At 62.3% G+C, this 22,677-nt stretch carries 18 protein-coding genes and 1 pseudogene; 6 read left to right on the top strand and 13 right to left on the bottom strand.

Annotated features, from left to right (window positions below; all coding sequences use genetic code 11):
* Positions 1–9: 9 nt before the first annotated feature.
* Positions 10–1,722 carry an NAD(P)/FAD-dependent oxidoreductase gene (locus EV672_RS11305; RefSeq protein ID WP_133609273.1) on the bottom strand — a complete coding sequence of 571 codons (1,713 nt, stop codon included), beginning with the start codon at positions 1,720–1,722 and terminating at the stop codon, positions 10–12.
* 95 nt (positions 1,723–1,817) lie between these two features.
* Positions 1,818–1,985, bottom strand: coding sequence for a hypothetical protein (locus EV672_RS18720; protein ID WP_166643551.1), 168 nt, complete (start codon positions 1,983–1,985; stop codon positions 1,818–1,820).
* A gap of 284 nt (positions 1,986–2,269) precedes the next feature.
* Between EV672_RS18720 and EV672_RS11300 the strand changes: the two genes are divergently transcribed.
* Positions 2,270–2,938: a discoidin domain-containing protein gene (locus EV672_RS11300; protein ID WP_133609271.1), complete on the top strand. Its 669-nt coding sequence runs from the start codon at positions 2,270–2,272 to the stop codon at positions 2,936–2,938.
* Between the two features lie 131 nt (positions 2,939–3,069).
* The gene (gene serB, locus EV672_RS11295; protein ID WP_133609269.1) at positions 3,070–3,780 is read left to right on the top strand and encodes a phosphoserine phosphatase SerB; all 711 of its coding nucleotides are present in this window, start codon (positions 3,070–3,072) and stop codon (positions 3,778–3,780) included.
* Positions 3,781–4,238: 458 nt separating this feature from the next.
* Here the strand turns inward: serB and EV672_RS11290 are convergent.
* Positions 4,239–4,493, bottom strand: a pseudogene (locus EV672_RS11290) (transposase); the annotation flags it as partial.
* 947 nt (positions 4,494–5,440) lie between these two features.
* On the opposite strand from EV672_RS11290, the gene EV672_RS11285 reads away from it, so the two are divergent.
* Positions 5,441–7,411, top strand: coding sequence for a right-handed parallel beta-helix repeat-containing protein (locus EV672_RS11285; protein WP_133609267.1), 1,971 nt, complete (start codon positions 5,441–5,443; stop codon positions 7,409–7,411).
* A gap of 96 nt (positions 7,412–7,507) precedes the next feature.
* Entirely contained in the window at positions 7,508–9,049 is a 1,542-nt protein-coding gene (locus EV672_RS11280; RefSeq protein WP_133609265.1) for a lipopolysaccharide biosynthesis protein, read from the top strand.
* Positions 9,050–9,074: 25 nt separating this feature from the next.
* Here EV672_RS11280 and EV672_RS11275 read toward each other — a convergent pair whose 3' ends face one another.
* The 7 genes from EV672_RS11275 to rraA all read right to left on the bottom strand — a co-directional run bounded on the left by EV672_RS11275 (position 9,075) and on the right by rraA (position 16,684).
* On the bottom strand, positions 9,075–10,190 hold the full coding sequence (locus EV672_RS11275) for a glycosyltransferase family 4 protein (RefSeq protein ID WP_133609263.1): 1,116 nt from the start codon (positions 10,188–10,190) through the stop codon (positions 9,075–9,077).
* A gap of 90 nt (positions 10,191–10,280) precedes the next feature.
* The gene (locus tag EV672_RS11270) at positions 10,281–11,417 is read right to left on the bottom strand and encodes a hypothetical protein (protein WP_133609261.1); all 1,137 of its coding nucleotides are present in this window, start codon (positions 11,415–11,417) and stop codon (positions 10,281–10,283) included.
* Between the two features lie 18 nt (positions 11,418–11,435).
* Complete coding sequence (locus tag EV672_RS11265) at positions 11,436–12,773, bottom strand: O-antigen ligase family protein (RefSeq protein ID WP_133609259.1); 1,338 nt, start codon at positions 12,771–12,773, stop codon at positions 11,436–11,438.
* A gap of 103 nt (positions 12,774–12,876) precedes the next feature.
* Positions 12,877–14,166, bottom strand: coding sequence for a glycosyltransferase (locus EV672_RS11260; protein ID WP_133609257.1), 1,290 nt, complete (start codon positions 14,164–14,166; stop codon positions 12,877–12,879).
* A complete protein-coding gene (locus EV672_RS11255; RefSeq protein ID WP_133609255.1) occupies positions 14,156–15,109 on the bottom strand; it encodes a glycosyltransferase family 2 protein in 954 nt (317 codons plus the stop codon). Before EV672_RS11255 ends, EV672_RS11260 begins: the two co-directional genes overlap by 11 nt.
* A complete protein-coding gene (locus tag EV672_RS11250; RefSeq protein WP_133609253.1) occupies positions 15,106–16,182 on the bottom strand; it encodes a hypothetical protein in 1,077 nt (358 codons plus the stop codon). Before EV672_RS11250 ends, EV672_RS11255 begins: the two co-directional genes overlap by 4 nt.
* A 7-nt stretch (positions 16,183–16,189) precedes the next feature.
* Entirely contained in the window at positions 16,190–16,684 is a 495-nt protein-coding gene (rraA, locus tag EV672_RS11245) for a ribonuclease E activity regulator RraA (RefSeq protein ID WP_133609251.1), read from the bottom strand.
* 115 nt (positions 16,685–16,799) lie between these two features.
* On the opposite strand from rraA, the gene EV672_RS11240 reads away from it, so the two are divergent.
* On the top strand, positions 16,800–17,981 hold the full coding sequence (locus EV672_RS11240; protein WP_133609248.1) for a glycosyltransferase: 1,182 nt from the start codon (positions 16,800–16,802) through the stop codon (positions 17,979–17,981).
* Positions 17,982–17,993: 12 nt separating this feature from the next.
* Here the strand turns inward: EV672_RS11240 and EV672_RS11235 are convergent, their stop codons facing one another.
* On the bottom strand, positions 17,994–19,181 hold the full coding sequence (locus EV672_RS11235; protein WP_166643549.1) for a glycosyltransferase family 4 protein: 1,188 nt from the start codon (positions 19,179–19,181) through the stop codon (positions 17,994–17,996).
* A gap of 148 nt (positions 19,182–19,329) precedes the next feature.
* Between EV672_RS11235 and EV672_RS11230 the strand changes: the two genes are divergently transcribed.
* Entirely contained in the window at positions 19,330–20,475 is a 1,146-nt protein-coding gene (locus EV672_RS11230) for a glycosyltransferase (protein ID WP_133609244.1), read from the top strand.
* Positions 20,476–20,523: 48 nt separating this feature from the next.
* Here EV672_RS11230 and EV672_RS11225 read toward each other — a convergent pair whose 3' ends face one another.
* Positions 20,524–21,540, bottom strand: a complete 1,017-nt coding sequence (locus tag EV672_RS11225; protein ID WP_133609242.1) for an NAD-dependent epimerase/dehydratase family protein — start codon at positions 21,538–21,540, stop codon at positions 20,524–20,526.
* Entirely contained in the window at positions 21,537–22,655 is a 1,119-nt protein-coding gene (locus EV672_RS11220; RefSeq protein WP_243738665.1) for a Gfo/Idh/MocA family protein, read from the bottom strand. The genes EV672_RS11225 and EV672_RS11220 overlap by 4 nt, the downstream gene beginning before the upstream one ends.
* Positions 22,656–22,677: the final 22 nt, after the last annotated feature.

Genomic DNA, 22,677 nt, shown 5'->3' with positions numbered 1-22,677 from the left:
ACGCCGTCGTCAGAGCTGAGAGGCTTTCGACGCCTTGCGCGCATCCACAGGCGGTACACCCAGAACGGCCGCGCCCAGCGCCTCGGCCACCTCGATGCCATCCACCCCTGCCGACATGATCCCACCGGCGTAGCCCGCCCCCTCACCGGCCGGGTACAGGCCCTGGACGTTGAGGCTCTGAAAGTCTCGGCCGCGGGTGATGCGCAACGGTGACGACGTGCGCGTCTCCACCCCCGTCAACACCGCATCCGGCATGGAGAAGCCCTTGATCTGGCGCTCGAACGCGGGCAAGGCCTCGCGGATGGCGTCCAGGCAGTAATCAGGCAGGCTGCCTCGGCCCTTCTGGGCCAGGTCGGTGAGGTGCACGCCCGGCTTGTAAGACGGCTCGACACTGCCCAGCGCACTGCTGCGCTGACGCTTGATGAAATCGCCCACCAGCGCGCCTGGCGCCATGTAGCCGCCCTCGCCCAACTCGTAAGCGCGGGACTCCCACAAACGCTGGAATGCCATGCCGTCCAGCGGACTCACAGGGCCATCCGCCTTGCCATCCTGGCGATAGTCTTGCGGCGTGATGCCCACGACGATGCCCGCGTTGGCGTTGCGCTCGTTGCGCGAATACTGGCTCATTCCGTTGGTGACGACCCGGTTGGGCTCCGAGGTCGCGGCCACCACCGTGCCGCCCGGGCACATGCAAAAGCTGTACACAGCGCGGCCGTTGCTGGCGTGGTGCACCAGCTTGTAGTCGGCGGCACCCAGGATGGGGTTGCCGGCATGCGGGCCGAAACGCGCACGGTCGATCACGCCCTGCGGGTGCTCGATGCGGTAGCCGATCGAGAACGGCTTGGCCTCCATGAACACACCGCGCTCGTGCAGCATGGTGAAGGTGTCGCGGGCGCTGTGGCCCAGCGCCAGCACCACATGGTCGGCGCGGATCTGCTCGCCCGACGCCAGGGTCACACCGCGGATGTGGCGTGCGCCCTCCGGGCCCTCGATGCGCACATCGCTGACGTGTTGCTCGAAGCGGATCTCACCGCCCAGCGCCTCGATGTCCGCGCGCATCTTCTCGACCATGCCGACCAGGCGGAAGGTGCCGATGTGGGGCTTGGCCACATAGAGGATTTCCTCCGGCGCACCGGCCTTGACGAACTCGGTCAGCACCTTGCGCGTCAGGTGGCGCGGGTCGGAGATCTGGCTCCAGAGCTTGCCGTCCGAGAACGTGCCCGCACCGCCTTCACCGAACTGGACATTCGACTCGGGGTTGAGCACGCCCTGGCGCCACAGGCCCCAGGTGTCTTTCGTTCGCTGGCGCACTTCCTTGCCCCGCTCCAGCACGATGGGACGCAGGCCCATCTGGGCCAGAATCAGCGCCGCGAAAATGCCGCAAGGACCGAAGCCCACCACCAGAGGACGCAAGCGCCCTTCTGCATGGAAATCGACAGGCGCATGCCCCACGAAGTGGTAACCCGTGTCGGGCGTTGGGCGCACATGGGGGTCGGCTGCGAAACGTTGCAGCACATCGACTTGCAGGGCCTCGGCGGCCAGTTCGCAGTCAACGGTGTAGATCAGGACGATGGCCGTTTTCTTGCGCGCGTCATGGCTGCGCTTGAAAACGGTGAACGCATGCAGGTCGGTGTCTTGCAGCCCCAGACGGGACACGATCGCCGCGCGCACAGCGCCCTCGGCATGGTCCAAGGGCAACCGCAACTCGGTGATTCTCAACATATCGACGCTGTGATTCTGCGACGCAACCAGCTCAGGGCTCAGCCGCATCGCAAGGCCAGCCGGCCCAAGGAGGGCCTGGCCAGCTCAGCCAGCCATCAGCCACCCTTGTGGCAACGCTTGCCGGGGTTCTTCTTGCTGCGGGTGTGCGAACCACGCTCCAGGCTGCGCTTTTGGCCATTGCCGCGCACCAGGGTCACGCCAGCGGGCGCAACGGGACGGGGGGTGGCTTGACGGTCGGCTTCGGTGATGATTTTGTTGCCCATGGCTGGCTCCAGTGGATGGAATGATCAAACCCAGTATTAGGCCACAAAGATGAGGCACCCCCAACCGCACGGCCCGATGCCCAGACACAAAGGCGAACCCTCGCCCCATGACCGCCGATCACGGGCCTTCTGCCGACAGCGCCACCACAGTGCCACCGACAAGCCGCGATACACTGGAAACAAGGGATTGCGTGCGTTTGTCACGCCATTTAACCTCACACGCATTCCATGGGCTTCCTCGCTGAAGCCCGGCCGTTGATTCCTCTGCCATCCAAGGGAAGAACATGTTCACGAAAAATTCCATTGCTGCAGCCCTGTCGATGGCCGTGCTGTCCGTTGCACAAGCCGGCACCATCGTCAGCGCCGTGGACGCCACTGTCGTGTCCGGCGGCCCCGGCATTGGCGACATCGCCGACACCTACAACCTGTTCGGCCTGTTCAACGACTACGTCAGCGGTGTGACCGACTTTGACAGCTACGCCCTCAGCGCGCTGCACAGCTTCGAGTACGACGGGCAAGAGTGGTTCTCAAACCAAGGCACCACCGCTTCGGTCGTCTCCTATGACCTCGGCAAAGTTCAAAACGTCCAGGGCATGGCCTTTTGGAACGAGGACGGCACCGGCGCCGGCAAACTCAACTTGCTGGGCTCGACCGACGGCACCAACTGGTTCAGCTTGCTGAGCAACCTCAGCCCCACAGACAACACCTACGAAGCCAATTACAAGGCCGACATCTACAACTGGCAGTCCGTCGCGCTGCGCTACGTGAAGCTGGAGATGAGCGGCTGCCCGCAAACTCAACCAGCCAGCAACATCCTGACCGCTTGCGGCATTGGCGAAGTGGCATTCAACGCGTCCCCCGCCACCGCCGTGCCTGAACTCAACCCCATCGGCATGGGCGCACTGGGCTTGGGACTGATGACCCTCGCACTGCGCCGCCGCCGCCAGGGCTGATGGCACCCTGAACGGAGCGCAGCCATCTGGCTGCCACACCCCGAAAGCCCTGCATGAGGCTGGACGACCAGAGATAATCCGGTCGTCCAGCTTTTTTCATGGGGTCGCGTCACAAGCCCCCCCAACCCGCCATGTCCGACAACGCATCCCCCCGTGCATTTGCCCCAGGCCTCCTGATCCGAGGTTTCGAGCCGCCCCTGCAACTGTCCTCGTTCAGGGCCATCGCCTTCGACATGGACTCCACCCTCATCAACATCGAGTGCATCGACGAGATCGCCGACGCGGTGGGCAAGAAAGCCGAAGTGGCGGCCATCACCGAAGCGGCCATGCGCGGTGAAATCACGGATTTCAAGGACAGCCTGCGACGCCGTGTCGCCCTGCTGCAAGGCGTGCCCGCCGAAGCCCTGCAGGACGTTTATGACACGCGCCTGCAGCTCAACCCCGGCGCAACCGAACTGATGGCGGCAGCGCGATCGGCAGGCCTGCGCACCCTGCTGGTGTCTGGCGGCTTCACCTTCTTTGCCGATCGCGTCCGCGAGCGCCTGGGCATGCACGAGGCCCACGCCAACACGCTGGAAATCGAGGGTGGCTTGCTCACTGGCCGGGTCCTGGGCGACATCGTCGATGGCGAAGCCAAGAAGCAGCACCTGCTGGCCCTGTGCATGCGCCTGGGCTGTGACCCGCGCCACAGCATCGCCGTGGGCGATGGCGCCAACGACCTCCCCATGATGGGGGCGGCCGGCCTGAGTGTGGCGTTCCATGCCAAACCCAAGGTGCGCGAGCAGGCCATGGTGGCCATCAGCGAGGGTGGATTGGACCGACTCCTTGACGTCTTGGCCTGACGCATCCGCCGCGCGAGCCGCCAGCCCAGCCGCCTGTCCGGTCGCGCAACGCCGGGCCCTCAGGCCCCATCAACCTCTTGCCAAGCACGTGTCCTGGCGGTTCATGCAGAGCCGCTCAACGCGAGAACCGGATGAACATGGAGACGAGCATCAAGGTGAACACCACGGCCTTCGCGGATGGCATTCTCCAAACCAGGACAGAAAGTAACCCGCCACAACAACGGGCGGTCCTTGAGCATCGACTCCCGTCGCTCCAGGTTTTGATGCGCCTGCTCGCCGAGCACTTCTTACCAAAGGGGCCCAACTCAGCACGGACCACCAAACCCAGCATGAAGATCGCGACCACACCCGCGGACAGCGACACACATGCGCTCTCGCCAAGGGAAGTCTGCACGAATGAGCGCTGACCATGGCTGGGTGTGCTGACATGACCTGAATGGCGGCTGAACGCTCTTGCGTCAGGCGTTTTGGGCGCATTTCGCGCCCATTTCCCATTCGCCGGGCGCACTCATGCCAGCCCCCCCCGTCAAACGCTTGCGCACCATGCACAGATTGGCCAGCGCAAACAGCGTGTGCAACTGCGCCGTGTTCTTGGCCAGGCCGCGGTAGCGCACGTTCACATGACTGAACCGGCGCTTGATGACACGGAACGGGTGCTCCACCTCGGCTCGGATGCTGGCCTTGATGCGCTCGACCTGTTCGGTCAGTGCATCCATGGTCTCGGGCCAATCGGAGCCGTGCCAAGCACGCGTTCGAGCGATGGATGCCGCCCCTCCCTGACCTTCGGCTCGAGAGGCAGGGACGGTCGCACGAACCAAGGCGCTGAGGCAGAAAACCGCAAGAATATCCATGGCACCACCACGATGGTGGTTTGGCAAAATCGCTGTGCCATTGAGAAACCCACACCGCTCAAACGCCAAACCAAAATGCCAGACATATCCTCCGTCGAAATGGCTGGGCGCCACCTGGATCGGGTCATATTTTCCGACGCCAATTGGCAATGAGAGATTCATCGACATTCACGCACGTGAGCGCCCACAACAGGACGCGGTGCCGATGACACCCAAAGCCACCACCACATTCCCCAGTCGGGAACTTGCTCGGACCGACATGCGCACCGCCTGCGACAGGCTCGCGAGACTGCCGAAATGCAGGCGACGGTTGGCCCCCCATCTCAGGGCCCTCGCACCCCACACCCACTCCGAAACAATCACGACCCAAAGCACGAGGATCGGGCGATAAGCCGCGAGATCGGACGCCAATAACCCAATGGATCGGACAAACGCCGAGAACACCGAGGCCAGCTGCCAGCGAAACCCGGCACTTCTCGCCCCTGCCTCCGCAAAGAACCGTGGTTCAACTGTAACAAAATCCAAAGTCTCACCACCGCAACCCCAGTTGCAACGGCTTCCCCTTGTGCGCCACTCCGTGAAACCCATCACAGGTGACCGGCGCAAAATCGACTGATTCGTGACCTGATGAACGAATCAACCGATCCGCGACAGAGCGCCACCAAAACCCATGCACAGCAGGAACAACACGATTTGTTACTGCCCCGCAGGCCCGCTCCCCGAAACTGCCATCAACCCAGCGGAGAATCCACGCCAAGACGACGTGTTCCGCTTGGGGCATGTCACAGCACCGCTCAAAGGATAGCGCAATGACCGATCCCCGATTCACCGTTCCGACTGACGCCGCCCGAGCTCCAGGCAGCGCCATGCGCCGTCGCGATGCTCGCCGCCACGCGCAAATCGCTGCCCTGTCCCTCTTGAGCTCCCTCGTTCTGACCGCTTGCGGCGGCGGCGGCGGCAGCGGCGACTCGGGAGATGCCGCGGCCGAAGCGGAGCGTCTGCGTCGCAAGACGACGACCAGCACGTCAACCCCCCCGACGACAACCACAACGACCACGACCACGACAACCACGTCGACACCCCCAACGAGCACGAGCACCACCAGCACGAGCACCACCAGCGACAGCGCTGCACCACCGATGGACGACGGAAGCGTTTGGCCCCCGGCCTTCCGGACTTTGAGTTCCAGCGCTTGCTCGGGTAGGTTGATTGGCTCGAACAAAACTTACGATGTCGGCCCCGGGAAAACCTACACCGAACTCAATCAAGTTCCGTGGCTTTCCTTGCAGGCTGGCGACGTGGTCAACATCCACTACCGCAGCACGCCCTACAGAACGGTGATCGGCCTGCGTGCACAGGGCACCGCGGCCAAACCCGTCTACATCAACGGCGTGACGGATGCCAACTGCAACCTTCCTGTTCTGGATGCAGCGGGAGCCACCATGGCGGATGATGCCAAGGCCGCTCATTTTGGCAGCTACGGTCAACTGTCCGACGGCACCTGGTCCGATGGCATCCAGGGACTGGGCATTTTCCTGATCTACTGGCAGGGCAATGAGGTCATGCCCACGGGACAGACGCCTCGCTACGATTACCTCCCGCAGTTCATCACCATCCAGAACCTGAAGATGATGAACGCCAACCACAATGCCACTTTCACGAATGGCAACAACGTCGCGAAGGCCTACCAGGGCGGCGCCTCGGCCATCTACGCTGTGCGTGTGCGGCACCTGACCGTCGAGAACTGCGAAATCACAGCGAACGACAACGGCATCTTCACGAACAGCCGTGGCACGAGCGTCAACGACTACACGTCGAACGTGATTGTGCGTCGCAGCAAAATCCACCTCAACGGCAACCCCGTACAAAGCACTGAGCACAACCTCTACCTGCAAGGGCGTCGTTCCCTGGTTGAAGGCAACTTCCTGGGGCAGGCCTATGGTGGATCCACATACAAGGACCGAGGCAGTGCCACGGTGGTCCGCTACAACTACATCCAGGCCAGCGCCCGTGCCCTCGACTTGGTGGAGACCGAAGAAGAGTACGTGACCTCTGTGCGCGACGACCCACTCTACGACTACGCCTGGGTTTACGGCAACATCATCCTCAACGACATCAACCTGCCACTGAGCAACACCAACGACCGCCTTTCTGGCCGCCCCATCCATTTCGGACACGACAAGAACAGCGCCAAGACGCGCAAAGGCGTGTTGTTCTTCTACGGCAACACGTATGTTCACCGCTCTTCTTGCCTGCCCGGTGGCAATTGCTACTACCAGTCCTCGGTGTTCCAAGTGGGCGGCAACGATGACCAGTACCCGGACATCAACGCCAGAGTTGAAGCCGGTGGCAACATCTTCTGGGCCGACGATGGCACCACAGGTTGGGCCTTCCTTGCCAGCTCTCGCGTAGGTCGCGTGGTTCTCCGGGGAGCGAACTACGTGCCTGAAAACCGGAATCTGCCCGACTCATACTCCAACACGCAGGTCAGCAACGGCACCGGTTGGACAGCCACGAACATCCCCATGGTGGACACTTCTGCGGCCACCCTGTTCATCGGCGACACACGGAAGAATCCGCCCAAGCTCGACGCCACCACCATGGCACCCCTGACCGGATCACCCGCACTCGACGCAGGCATCACTGGTCCCAGCTTCACCCCCAACGGTGCAGCGGCCGACAACCTGACGTTGATTGGGGAGTACACATACCCGAGGGGCGTCAAGAATCGCATTCTGAAGGGTTCGGCCTTTGACCTCGGCGCCATCGAGCAACCCTGACATCCAGTCTCGGCTTCTCTCCATCCACAATGCAGGCCTTCGGGCCTGCTTTTTGTTTCCCAGCGCGGTCCGCCCCTTCTGCAAAGCTTCCCACCGATGAGCGTATCGATAACGCGTCTTGGCGCCCTCAAAGCCGCAGCCGTCATGACACTGTCAACCTACGTGACAGTGGCACTGGGCCTGATCGTGAGTGCGCTGTTGGCTCGCCAGTTGGGTCCGGACGAGTACGGGCGCTATGCCTATGTGCTGTGGATGGTGGGCCTGCTCGTGACATTCGGGAACCACGGCATTCCCCTGACCGCCTCTCGCTTCATCTCTGAAGCGTTGGGGGCCGGCCGGACATCTGATGCCAGCTCGCTCTATGGATGGTTGCAACGCGCTCAGTGGTTGAGCTTGGCCGTGGTGTGCGCTTTGTTCCTTGCCCTGTTCCCGCTCTTTGAAGCTGCTGGATGGGAGGGGGACACCCGGACATTCCTCGCCGTCACGTTGGCATGTTTCCTGCCGAAATCCGTCTATCAATTTCACACTTCAGCGGCCAAAGGACACTGGAAATTTTGGGTCGAGGCTTGGGGCAACATGGCCACCAGCATCTTGTACACAGCAGGCGTTTTGGTCCTCACCTGGGCTGACGCCAGCTTGAAGCACAACCTGTACTGGTATGTCATCGTCTGTGCCTCGCATGTGGGTGTTGTGTGGTGGCTTCGGCGCAAAGCCGGCATCGTGATCACTCGGGAGAAACTGACAGAAGAGGCCCGCCGCCCTTTGATGACGAACATGTGGTGGACATCGCTGCAGGTGCTCATCGTGTCGTTGGGTGGTCGAACAGTGGACGTCTACCTCTTGAGCCGACTCATTGGCGCAGCCGAGGTCGGGTACTACACACTGGCCTCCAACCTCGCCCGTGGTGCGATTGAGATGTTGTCGTCCAGCCTCTCTACCCTCCTCATGCCAACCATGGCGCACGCACGCGGACAGGGTGGTTTTGACCACGTGAAGCCCATACTCTCCGACGCAAACCGGTACTTCCTGTTCCTGGGTCTGACGCTGGCGGGCGCCGGCATCATGTGGGCGCGGCCTGCCGTGATTGGCATTTACGGGGTTCGCTATGAAGCCATGGTGCCTGCTTTGCAATGGATGGTGCTGCTGAGCAGCTTGGCGCTGCTGGACAACCCTGTGTCATCTCTGCTTTTGGTGATCGACAACCAGCGGATCCGAACCGGCCGCGCGGTCGCCGTCATGGTGGTGAGCACCACGGCCTCCTTGATCTTGATCCCGCCTTACGGTCTGGTGGGTGCCGTGGCCGCCAGCGGCGTGAACGCGGTCATCATCATCGGCGGCTACTCCATGTACTGCTACCGCATGATCGGATTCCGGCTGCCGTGGCGACCCATGCTGTCACTGCTGTTGGCCGCGTGTTTTTCTGGCGGCCTTGCATGGCTGTTGTTGCAGGTTTCAGATGCCAACTGGATGCATTGGCTGGGTGGCGTTGTTTATGTGCTGGTGTTTTGGTGCTTGACGGTCATGCTCAACACCTGGAGCCCCAAGGACTTGTCTTTGCTGATTTTGCTCATGCAAAGGAAACCGAATCTGTTTCCCAAGGTCCTGCCTTGGCTGATCAAGCGACGAGAGATGCTCTGATCAGCAGGCGACTCAAGTGTGTGGCTCAGGCGAGCAGTTTCAGGATCTGTTGCGCGTAACGGTCCACTGTCAAGGACATCGAGAATTGCGCTTGCATGCGGCTTCGCGCTGACTGGCCCATGCGCATGCGGCGCTCCGGATCCCCCATCAACTCGACCAGCAAGGCTGTCAGCAAATCCGCACGACCTCGCGGAACCACAAGGCCGCCCTCCCCGGCACGCCCCACGATCTCTGGCATGCCCCCAGCGTCCGAGGTGATCACACAAGCGCCGCACGCAGCACCCTCGGCCACGACAAAACCAAAGGCTTCCTCCCACTCGGAGGGCACCACAAGAATGTCCACCTGCTGGTAGAACCCCACGGTGTCACTGATTTGCCCAAGGAAACTCACACGGTCCTGCAGGTGCCGCTTCTGAACCTCTCGAACATACGCATCGGCATCAGGTCCCTCGCCGGCAATGAGAAGCCGGAAGTCGTGTCCCTGGTCGCGCAGAGCGACCGCGGACTTCAGCAACACGCCAATGCCTTTTTGAGGGATCAAGTGCCCGATGAATCCAATGGTGGGTGGATTGCCAGCACGGGGCAAGAGAGGAGGCACGAAATGGTGCACGTCAACGCCGTTGTGAATGCACATCACCTGCGCAGCAGGCATGTGGACCCCCAGAACATCGCGTCTGCACACAAAGTCAGAAACGCCAATCACCTGATCCACGTAGCTTGAGGCCCATCTGCCACGCAACTTGGCAAGAACCTCCATGGGCAGGGACTTGCGTGACACCAAGCCACTTGAATGGTCTGTCACAACCAGGCGCCTGGCCCCGCTGCGCCGCTTCAATGTGCGCAAGACAGGGTTGAAGATCGACAGGAAATGCGTCTGGATGAGCGCAGGCTCGTAGGGGCGCAACTGCTCTGCAAGCCGGAGTGCATCGTCACGACCGATGGGGTAGTTGACCACCAGGTACGGGCTGTTCATGTGCTGCAGCGCTTGTCGCATGCGCTCTCCGGGCTCACCGGTGAACACATGCACGGTGCGCCAGCCCTCGTCCTGCATGCGGGTGCCCAAACCCACCAACAACTGCTCCATGCTGCGCCAACTGTTGGGAACGAAATCCATCAACTGGACGATGGTCTGTTGCTTCATAAGTGCCTGTTAACCCCGCAACGACCATCCAAGCCGCTGCTTTGCCTCAAATTTTAGACATGCTCTTTGTGTCCGAGCCCAAGGCCCATCTCACTGAGTCGGGACGCGCGACGTCCCCAGCTTCAACCAAAACCATGCTTCGCGAAAAAGCAAAGTGCTCACCAAAAAAATGGGCGCAACGAAAAAACGCTGAAGGTAGAGGGGAAAGAGAAGCATGTGGAGCAGCACGTAACACAAGCTCACCAGCACCACAGCGTGGTGCAGCCGGCCCATGCAGCGACCGGCAAACAACAACAGCACGGCCAGAGGCCATAGCAAGAAATCTGGCTGCCCGATGGCATGCATCACGCCTCGCGCATAAGCGGCCGCATAAACGTGCCAGTCGGTGGCCACAGGTTGCGATGCTGGCCACGGATGCTTCTGAATCAAGGTGAAGTTGAAGATCACGAGGTGCCCAGGGTTCTGGCACAGGTGGTTGATCGCTGCGCACACCATCAGGGACAGGACGGCAGCCAGCAGTGGCTGCCAGCGCATGGATGTCATCCACACAACTGCCATGGCAACCATGAGCGACCAGAGCACAGCATCTGTGCGCGCCAAGGGCAGCAACGATGCGCATACCAGTGCAAGGCGCCATCGTTGGTGCGCCAGTGCGAGCATGCTGGACAACGCAAGCCAGCACGCAAGAACATCGGGCGTCGAGAGCTTCGCCACATCCCGCACGCCTGCCCACCATAAAAGAACAGGCAACAACCACACTGGCACGGAAAACGCGCGCAGCAAGCCGAAGCACGCGAAAACAGCAAGGGCTCCGGCAACGCCATTGAGCCAGGCCAGGGCCCTGGATGGCGAACACCCTGCAAGCTTGCTGATCACACGCATTGCCGAAACGTGCAGGACCCGGATGGCATAAAAATGCACATTCTGCTCCAGCGCCGCGGGGGACGCGTACACCGCCGCTCGGTATGGATCAGAGGGGTCCACCAGCCTGGCGAACTGTCGCTCGCCCACGTCATGCCGCACGCTGTCGTAGGTGTGCCGATGCAAGTCAACGCCGCGAAGACCATCGGCATGAAGGGCCGCGGCAACGTAGCCGATCACATCCCAGTCGTGGTCTGGTCGCTTGGCGCCTGACCACAGGACGAACAAAGCCAAAAGGCATGCCAAAGCCCATTCGGCAAACCGCTGATGCACTGAGGGCATGGGACTGAGTTTTCCACGGAACATGCTACCCCTCACATCAAGCTACATGGTTGCCGTGCGGATGAAGACCGATACAAGCACCAGAGTCACGGCTACCGCCTGCAGCGTCGTCCACCACCACAGCACCGGCTCATGGAGTCTGACCAGGGTTGGGGAGGGATGAGGGGTCAACGGATGGGCTTTGCGGGTTGTGTACAAAAGACAAACCGCCATGGCCAACAACAGGTAGAGCGTCGGTACAAACGTCCTCGACAGGAACCAAGCGCACACCAAGAAACCCACGATGGAAGCACGCAACAAACCCGCGTAGTGCGATGACACCGACCCGGGCTCCGAACACGCAATGACGCGATTGAGTGATTTGATAGCGATGATGATCATGCCCAGCCAAAGGGAATAACCTGCCAGACCTGTCTCGGCGAAACACAAGACGAAAGAGTTGTGCGCGGTGCGGTGATGGTGCTCGGTGAAATTACCGTAACCCACGCCCAGCAACGGATTGCCCTTGAGCATCATCAAGCCGTCGTTCCACGCGTCAATGCGTTCACTGGCTGACTGCTCCTTCGAAGACATCGCACGGTCACCGCCCAAGCCACCCATTGACAAAGCGGCAGCGAGCCCACCAACGAGAAGCAAACGGACAAAATTGGAAGGGCTGACGTACATCTTGACCACAAACAGGCCCGCAGCAGCCGTGCCCAGGATGCCTCCGCGAGAGTGCGTCAACATGAGCGTGTAGCCAGCGCAAACCAGCAAGGGAAGAACCATCAGGATTCGTTGTACCGCACGCCTGTTTGAGTAACCCAGCATCAGCAGCCAGGGCGACACCACGATGATGCTCTGCGCAAAGTCGTTGGGGTCTGACAGGAAACCCACACTGCGAATGCGCCAGATCAACGCCCCCGACGTGTCGTCTGCGGGAGCGGCAGGTAAGTCCTTTGGAACGATGACGTTTTCGCGGGCCATCTGGGGTATGACCAGCTTGTCAGCCTGCCACCCGGTGTGATATCCGTAAAGACTCTCGAGGCACAGCACCAGGATGCAAAACAAGAACAGCATCGCCGTCTTGCGATAGCGCTCCGTGGTGGTCACATTCATGCACGTCAGCGCAAACAGCATGGCCGGGGTCGAGTACTCCCCAAGACCATCTCCCAACGATGAAAATCCGCCATTGAAAAACGTCGAGGCCAGGACAATCAGCGCCAGCCCTCCAAGCAGCCAATAGTGCTGTGACTCCGCAGCACCCCACTGCACTTTGGAAGCATCACGCAATGTGAGCACAAAGGTCAGGACCCACAGAATCAGCACTGGCCGCAGTTCCATCAGTTCGGGCACAAATTGCTCGAATGGTCTGATGAACAGGACGAGGACATACAGCATGTACGCGCGAAAGCCCACAACCCCCCCCGCCGCGGCATCTGCCGCGAATTCATTCAAAACAAGGCTTTGAGGCCAGGTGCTCCTGCCAGCCCTCGCGTGAGCATCAACCGTCAGCCCGCATCACTGCCCTGAGCCGCTGCGTCAAGCTCTGCCGGATCATGCTCCGATCGTAGCGGTCCGCCGCTAATCTCCGTACCGCTTGACCCAACTGCCGATTGAGGTCCGGGATCATGAGCAATTGCACGCAAGCGTGTGCGAAGCCCTCCGCGTCATCGCGCAGCAAAGCGTGACAACCGTCGATGAAAGCCAAACCTTCAGCACCCACTGTGGTGGAAACAATCGCTTTTTCGCGCACCGCTGCTTCGACCAGCTTGATGCGGGTCCCGCCTCCAGTGAGGATGGGGCAGATGACAACACTGGCAGCAGCATAGGCTGACTCGATGTCGTCAACGAAGCCCAACAACTTCACGCCTTCAGGGACGCGTTCAGCATCGCCGATGGACTGGGGCGATGCACCCACGAACCACACCTCGGCCGTCGGGACGGCACGCCTGATCATTGGCCATGCCTGCTCAATGAAAAATCGTGCGCCTTCCGCGTTGGGCTCATAACTGTAGATGCCCACCATCAGCAGGACTGGGGGGGCCGACAAATCGGGTGCTCCAGGCTCAACCACGGTCACGCCATTGGGCACCACAGCGATGCGGGCATCGGAGACTCCTGCCAGACCCTGCATCAGCTTCGCGTCATCGCCAGCGCACACCAAGGTCAGGGCCGCCCGTCTGACTGCAGCACGCTCCAGCCGCTTCAACGCCGGCAAAGCGATCCGAGCTAACAACCGCTCCCTGACGTTACCTCCCAAGTCCATGCGGCGCATGTGCACCACATGCTCGACATCGTCCATGTCAAACACACAAGGCAGAGTGGAGGTGCAGTCCAGCAAGATGGCCATGCTGCCAAGGCGATGGGCAAGCAGCAGGCGGTGCCGAGGGGCGATCACTTCATTGAGCTGCGCCATTTGACCACCCGCCCTGGCCGCCCTGTGAAACGGGGACCAGGTGTGGGAAACACAGCCAGCCAGTTGCTGAATCAAGTAAGGGATACGGCTGTCCTCCACGAGACGCGCTATCGACATCACCTTGCATGTCAGCCCCCAGTGCTGGAGGATTCCGGCTTCCAACTGCGCGCAGGCACCAGGCGCCGCTGCCTTGACAAGCTCGCCCTCCGCGCACACCAACTCAAGCGACAGTCCAGTGTCAGCAGCAGCCTCCATCAGCATGCGAAAGCGCTGGTAGATGCCGTGGCGCGACATGCCGAGGTTGTCCAGCGAGAGCCCTGTCACGATGAGGCAGCTGCCGCGCTCGGGCGCAATGGAGATTGACTTACTTGACATCTCGTTCAGTCGATGTAGTCAACCAACGTGCGACCGCTAACCACGACGGGGGGACGTGCACGCGAAGGAGGAGGGCTAGGGCAGCGCCAGTGAAGTCTTTTCGCATGGAGGCAAGGGCCTGCTGCATGGCCTCGCTGCGGCGATCGGCACGAAACAGGGCTCGACCAAGCCGGAGGTGAAGGTCGCTCAAGGTTTGCCGCACCAAGCGAGGACTCTCTTGGGCGAAAGACTCGTGCTCAGCGAGAAACCGCTGATACACATCGAGCAGTTGGACGTATCCCGCGATGCTGTCGCTGCTCAAACTGCCATCAACTGTTCTGATGTGAACCGCAGGGTACATCAACCGAACATACCCAGGGCTATTATAGAGCAACCGCAAAAACAAGTCCACATCTTCAGCCCTGCGCAAGTTTTCATTGAACCCACCCAACGCGAGAAACCTGTCGCGCTCGACGATGACGCTGGACATACCCAAGTAAGGAAACCGAAAAACCTCGCGAAAATCGGAAAGGAATCGGAATGGCAAAGCACCATCGATGCGCTGGATTGGGGAACTCAAATCACGCCGATCTTGCAATGACGTGCTGCCGGACAAACCCATGGCGGCGGTCGGGTGCTGAAGCATCAGCTCCAGCATGGAAGCCAACATCTGAGGGTGCCACAGATCATCTGCGTCAACGAATGATATCCACCGTGCACGTGCCTGCCGGGCTCCAACGTTGCGGGCACTTGACACCCCCCCGTTGACTTTCCGGATGTATCGCACGCTGGGGTAAAGGGCAACCACGTCAGCTGTCTGGTCTGAGGAACCGTCGTCAACGACGATCACCTCGATGTCAGGCAGTGTCTGCCCGAGAACGTGCTCGATGGTCTCGCCAATGTAGGGTGCCGCGTTGTACGCGGGAATGATCACGGTCACCGCCGGCACGCCCGACCCGGTCATGTGAGTGAGCCTAGAAAATCACGAAGGGCGGCTCCGTGGCGCTCCGCGGCAAATCGGGGTCGAGCGTCCCATGCCGCCTTTCGCAACGCCTCGACATGCGCGCGATCTCTGAGGACGCGCATCAATCCAGGGGGCGAAGCAAACTCAATCAGGGCCTCGTGGCCTGCCAAATATTGCTTGAGGCCGGTATAACCCGAGCGCGGCACGGCAATGGGCACGCCCGCAGCAACACTGGACAACAGACGGTCTGGGACGGTCAAATCGAACCGAGTATCGTTATCGCACGCCGCGAGGTTGTACGCGATCAGGCTGACGTCATGGCAAGCCATGTTCTCGATCAGCTGAGACTGGCAGACCGGCGCAAACGGCCGACGCAATGGATGGCCATCCTCTGTCTCGCGGGATTGACCATGGTGCAACAAAATACCAGCGTCAAGGCATTCGCGCATCAACGGCCGCAGGTCGTCTGCCTTGTGAACGGTGGAAGATGAGAGGTCAGTCCGCCCAATGAAAATCATGTTGGGCTCAGACAGGCCGGCAGGCTGTGAGCCGTGGGCCTGCAGCGCACCAGCCCAGCAAGGCGGCAGGACCATGTTGGCGCGCTGTCGGGGCATGAGCCCTTCGTCGATGAAGTGATCACGCATCGCCTCGTTGGGGAACAGCAGACCGTCAAGCAGGTCAGCCGTGCGCCGCATCATCCAGTTTTGCCTCCTGATGCCCGCGATGTTCAGCGCCACCGGGAAGCACAGAACCATCAGCAACAGCTTCAGATCAGGACGCAACCGGCGCAAGGCCATCAGGTCGGCAAGTGGCTCGGTGCCCCAATAGGCCACCACGACACTGCTTTGATTGGCCTGCAAGGCTTGGCTCACCAATTCCAAGTAATCGGCACTGCGGGTGCCAAACACCCTCTCCGCCTTGTGATGGAGGCGGCCAAGCCATCCTGATTGCCGTCCTGAAAGGAATGAATTCGAATCGGGAACCCAGTTCACTCGACACTCGCCGCCGAGCATGACTTCCAGGCTGCGCCGGTGGTCAATGTCCGGCCCCAGGAGCGTGACACCCAAAGACATGCCGCGCTCAGGCCTGCTGCGGCATGACAACCATGCCATCCGCGTCGGCATACAACATGTCGCCCGGCCGGATGAGCACACCTTGGACCTGCACCGGCACATCTGTCTGCCCTTGCTGTCGCTTCTCGGTGGGCATGGGCATGGCAGCCAGTGCGCGGATGCCCACGTCACAGGCACTCAGCTCGGCCACATCGCGCACGCAACCGTCGATCACGACGCCCGCCCAACCATTGCGCGCAGCAGCCGCGCCGAGGTTGCCGCCCAGCAAGGCCTTGCGCAGTGAGCCACCGCCATCGACCACCAGCACGCGACCCAGGCCTGGCGCATCGACCATGGCTTTGACGGAGGTGTTGTCTTCGTGACACTTCACCGTGACAACGACACCACTGAACACGGTGCGTGCGCCGAAGTCCTTGAACACGGGCGGCAGCACTCGGAAGGTGCCATCGGTGGAGGCTTTGTGCTCATCGCACAGGTCACAGGTCGAAAAACTCACGCTCATGTCGGTATCTCGCTCATCAAATCGATCACGCCGACGCATTATGGCCGCATTAACCCGCGCAAAATAGGCGCCGACGCCCCCAGGCCAAAGGGGCCCCATCCACGATGAAGCCCACATGACCCGCATCGCCCTCGTCACCCCCATGCTGCCCGTGTCCCACGACATGACGCGCGGCCGCTACATCCACGAAACAGCCCGAGCACTGTCCTCGCTGGCCACTGTGAAGGTTTTCTTTCAGCAGGCCAGCTACCCGCGCCTGCCCTTTGTGGCGCCGCGCAGTTTCCTGGATGGCACCGTGGGCGAGGACTACACCATCGACGGCCTGGACGTGGAGACCTTCACCTACCCCGTGCTGCCCGTGGTGTCACGCGCCATCAACGGCCACGTGAGCAGTGCGGCGCTTTTGCCGCGTGTGCGCAGCTTCCAGCCCGACATTGTCCTGGCCTACTGGGTGTACCCGGACGGCTACGGCGCCCTGCGCACCGCGCGCCGCCTGGGCGTGCCTTGCGTGGTCGGCGCGCTGGGCTCGGACATCCACGTCCGCAGCGGCTTCAACGCCTTCATGACGCGGCAGACCATCGCTGGCGCCGATGCCCTGCTCACCGTCAGTGAAGCGATGCGGCAGACCGCCATCGGCACCTTTGGCGCCAAGCCAGAGAAGGTGCACACCATCGTCAACGGCTTCAACACCTCGGTGTTCCACCCGCGGGACCGCCTTCAGATGCGCCAGAAGCTCGGCATGCAGGCCGATGAGCAATCGGTCATTTACGTGGGCCGCTTCGTCGAGGCCAAGGGCATGCGTGAACTCGTGACCGCCTTCACGCGGCTGCGCGCAGAACGCCCTCGCTGCCGATTGAACCTCGTGGGCGACGGCGTGATGAAGGACGAGCTCGCCGCGTTGCTCCAACGCGAGGGCCTGGGCGACTCTGTGCGCATGCCTGGCGGGCTGCCGCCGGAGCAAGTGGCCGAGTGGATCTCAGCCAGCGATGTGCTGACCTTGCCGAGTTGGTCGGAGGGCTACCCGAATGTGGTGGTCGAGGGCGCTGCCTGCGGCCGGCCGGTCGTGGCCACGGACGTGGGTGGCACGCGTGAAATCCTGGACGCATCCAACGGCATCCTCATCCCGCCCAAAGATCCGCAAGCCCTGCAAACCGCGCTGGCCCGGGCGCTCGATGCGTCCTGGGACCATGCCGCCATCGCGGCCCGCATGAGCCGCACCTGGCAGGATGTGGCCCGCGAGACCTTGCAGGTGTGCGAACAGGTGTGCGCGGGAGCGCTGCGCCCGGTGAGCCGCTGAAGGAAGCCCGCGTCAGCGGGTGGTGGCAGCCCGCCCCTTGTCGGTGAGGCTGACCAGGAAGTCGGTCAGCTGCACGATGTTGTGACGCCACTGGCGATGCTCGGCGATGTAGCCACGTGCCGCCTGACCCACACTGGCCAGCGCAGCCTTGTCCTGGCTTCTGGCAATGACCTGTGCCACCGCTTCGTCGAGCTGGCCGGCCGGGAACATCCAGCCCGTCACACCGGGTTTGAGCACTTCGCGGATCGGCGCGAAATCAGGGGCAATCGGCGGCACGCCGCAAGCCATGAACTCGAACAGCTTCACCGGAGAGGTGTAATCGCCCGCACTGGGCAGGATGGCCATGTCCATGGCAGCCAGCAAGCCGGGCACGCGGTCATGGGGCACGCGCCCCACCATCACGATCTGGCTGGACAGGCCTTTGTCCTGCACGAACTGCTTGACCTCGTCGAACTTGGCCCCGTCGCCCACCAGCAAGAGCTTGAGGTGAGGATTGACCTTGAGCGCCTCGGCAATGCGGTACACGAACTGGTCAATGGCATGCCACGGCACGAAAGCACCCAGGTAGCCGCACACCACATGGCCTTCCAGACCCCAGTGCTGTCGGGCCTCGTCGCGCTGGGCCTGCGTGAACGTGAACTGGGCGATGTTGGCTGCGTTCGGCGTGATGATGGTGGGCGCGATGTGGCCGTGCACCTGCACCGCACGGTCGCGAAACACGGACGACACGAACACCAGACCATCGGCCTTGCGGAAAACCCAGCGCTCAATGGCCATGGCCAGGCGCTTGAAAAACAAGGGCCTCACGCGCTCCACGGCCGCAGAGTCGTTGACTTCCAGGATGATGGGCAGGCCGCGCAGGCGGCATAGCAGCACCGTCACGAACATGAACAGGGAGTAGCGCTCATAGACGAAGGTGAGGCCCGGGTTGCGGCGGAAGAACTGCATCAGGCGCCAGCCGGCCATCAGGTTGTAGCCCAACTCCGCCAACTCGAACAAGGGTTCGGGAAACTGGGACACCAGCTTCATCAACCAGGTGGCCTGGCTGGTAGGCGACATGGCCTTGGGCGTCGAGTAGGGGTCGGCGCCGGGCAGCGAGATGATGTCCACCTTCACGCCCTCGGCACGCATGGCGTCGGTGATGCCCCGGATGTGCACGCCCTCGACGGCTTTGCCCTGTGTTCGGTGGTGGTACAGCATGTGCTGTACGCGGCTTGTGATCGGAGTGTGCGATGCCATTGCGCAATGAGACGAGGACACGATCGGGGGGCCGCAGCCCCTTGGCAGGGTGGCGCCTCACGTCAAGCCTACGCCAAGTCACCTGTGAAACTCAGTGTAGCATTTGGCCATGACGCCCCCTGCGCCCGACGCCGCCCCTCGCCCCCTGCGCATCGTTCACGTGGTGGACTCCCTGGAGGTCGGAGGCCTGGAGCGCGTGACAGTCGATCTGGCCCAGGCACAAGCAGCACTGGGACACAGCGTGCGCGTCTTCAGCATCGCGGCCACCGAAGGCCTCAAACAGGAACTCCTGGACGCGGGCATCCCCGTCACCGAGGGGCACAAGCGGCGCTCCCTCGACTGGCACACCCTGTCGCTGTTGCGCGCCTGCGTGCGCGATGCCCGGGCCGATGTGGTGCACGCCCACAACTTCGTCCCCAACTACCATGCGGCGCTGGCCACCATCGGTCTGGGGGTGGCACAGGTCTGCACCCTGCATGACATGGGCGCACGCTTGCAGAACCGCCGGCTGAAGACACTGTTTCAGCTCTCTTTGACCCGCACGCGGTGCGTGGCCATGGTCGGCGCGCAGGTGCACCAACGCCACCTTGCAACGGGCCTGGTCCCGGCCGACAAGGCGCACACGGTGCTCAATGGCATCCCGGTTGCGCGCTTTGCAAGCGATGGCACCAACAGACCAGCCGCACGCCAGCAACTGGGCCTGAACGACACGGCCCTCGTCATTGGCTGCGTCGGCCGGCTCGTCCCACTCAAGAACCACCACCGCATGGTGGATGTCATGCCGGCGCTGCTGCAACAGCACCCTCACCTGCGCCTGGTGATCGTGGGCGATGGCGTTCAGGCAGAGGCTCTGCGCCAGCAGGTGGCGGCCAAGGGGCTTCAGGAACACGTCGTCCTGGCGGGTCAACGCAGCCATGTGAGCGCACTGCTGGGCGCCTTCGATGTGTTCGCGCTGCCCTCGCAAACCGAAGGGCTGTCGATCGCACTGCTGGAAGCCTGCGCCACAGGCTTGGCCGTGGTGGCCACGCGGGTGGGCGGCAACCCGGAAATCATCGTGGACGACCAGACGGGCTTGCTGGTTGCACCCGATGACAACGACGCCCTCGCAGGCGCGCTGTCGCGCCTGCTGGCGGACTCAGCCCTGCGCGCGCGCTTGGGCGCCGCGGCCGCACAATGGGTGCGCGCCCACGCCTCCTCCGAAGCCTTGGCGCAAGCTTATGGCCGGGTTTACGACGCCGCCCTGATCAAGCGCTGACGCCTCACCGGCAGGACCCCAGGCCTTGCAGCGCCCCTCGCGCGACTGTCATCGCTTGCGCTGCAGTTCTTCGCGGAAGTGGGCGAACGCGCGCTTCAAGCCCTCCGAGGTGGGAACGCGCGGCGCCCAACCGATGCCACGCAGCGCCTGGTTGCTGTAACGCAGCGGCTTGTACATCGAGGCCACCACATAAGGCGTGAACAAGGCCGGCAACTGACCCTTGGAGCGCCTGTGGTACCACACCAGCATGCGCGAGGCCAGCATGAACAACGGATAAGGCAAAGGGATGCAGCGCAGCGGCTCCACCTGCTTGCGGTAGGCCTGGAGGTAAGCGCTGCAGGTCGGCAGGTCGTCATCGACCAGACTGAACACGCTGCCCGCGGGCGCTTTCAAAGCCGCTGTGGCAACCGCATCCGCGCAGTTGTCAACGTAGGTCAAGGGCAGGGTCGCGCTGCCACCCAGGGACACGAACAAGCCCATGGCTTTGATGCCGACGCGCGAAGACATCGCCCCACCGCCCGGGCCGTAGATGACACCGGGGCGCAGGATGACCGACTCGAAGCCGCTCTCGCGCTGGAACTCGTTGAACAAGTGCTCCTGGCGGGTTTTCGCATAACCGTAAGGCCCGCGCTCCACACCCACTTTTTCGATCGGCGTGCGCTCGTCCAGCACACTGCCCTTGGGCAAGGGGGCCGCATCGAACACCGAGAAAGAACTCACCAGCACGATGCGCCTGACATGCGCCGCCGTGGCCGCTTCCAGCAGGTTGCGGGTGGTCAGCACCGTGTTGGCGAACATGTCGGCAGCTGCACCCTTCATGCCTGCGGCAGCGTGAACGATGCAATCGACGCCTTCGACCACATGCGCCAGCTTGCCGCGGGAAAGGAGGTTGGCCAGCACCACGCTCACCTCGGCGCCCGGGTACGCCTGACGCCATCCTTGCAGCAGCTCTTCCGGCACGGCACGGCGCGCATGCACACGCACCGATGTCACGCCCTGCCTCAGCAGGCTGTCCACGATCCGGCGCCCGAGGAAGCCGCCTGCACCCGTCACCAACACCGTCATGCCCTAGCCTCCATGCCATCCACCAGTAGATCAATCACACGGCACACCCGCAGGATGTGCTGGGCAGGAATCGGGTCCGCGCCTTGGTTCTCTACAGCGTCGTAGAAGCGGTTGAGCAGCACACGCATGCACTGGAAATAGTGGTATTCGTGGCGCCGAAACAAGCCCACGTTGCGCCAGCCGTTGCGCCAGAACTGCCGGGCCTGCACAAAGGCCGGGAACAAGCGCCCCACCGACGCTGGCTGGGCCCAGTTGGCGCTGTGCACCAGCGTGCGGGCCGTGTAATCGAGCTCCACCGAGTCGCGCGAGCCCACCACCTTCAGGGTGTGGGCACTGGGTTTGCCGTGCGCGCTGACGGTGCCCGAAACAGTCACGTTCTGGCTGCGCAGCATGAAGCGCAACTCATCGTGCAAGGCGTCGAGCACCGGATCTCCTGAGGCGGCACGGCGCCGGAACGACATCACCTGCACCTCGCAATCGTCTTCGATGTGCATCATCACTTTGGCGAGGACATGGTCCAGCACATTGTGGAACAGCTTGCCGGGCAAACGGTGCACCCAATGGTCCGGGTCCGACATGACCGCCAGGCCATAGTCACCGGCCAGGTTGTAGCCGTACTGGGTGTCCAGGTGAACGACTTCGCCCAGTGCGCGAACGGCCATCAGGCGCTCAAGTTCCAGCGCCGGAGGCTCGTAGTTGTAAAGGTAGTTCACGCACACCCTGCGCCCGACTTCTGCCGCGCAATCGGTGATCTTGCGGGCCTCGGTTTCCGTCAGGGCAAACGGCTTCTCCACGAAAACGTGGCAACCCGCGCGCAGGGCCGTGGTGGCAAGGAACACATGCGAGTCCGGCGGCGTGGCGATGTGCACCACATCTGGCTTCACCTCGGCCAGCATCTTGTGGATGTCGGTGTAGCGACCCGCGACGCCCATGCGCACGGCGAGTTGCTCGACCATCAAGGGCTCCAGGTCACAAACGGCGACGACATCCCCCCGCCCTGTGGCTCGCACTTGTTCCACGTGCCCGTCAGCGATTTTCCCGCACCCCACCACCGCAATCTTCAGCACATTTTCCCCTGGTGAAAAACAACAGCCGGCAGCCCCATGGGCCGGCATCATCGCGAACCATCATTCATGG

The sequence above is a fragment of the Aquabacterium commune genome (genome assembly GCF_004362855.1).
Taxonomy (GTDB): domain Bacteria; phylum Pseudomonadota; class Gammaproteobacteria; order Burkholderiales; family Burkholderiaceae_C; genus Aquabacterium; species Aquabacterium commune.
This window is presented reverse-complemented; position numbering and strand designations above follow the sequence as displayed.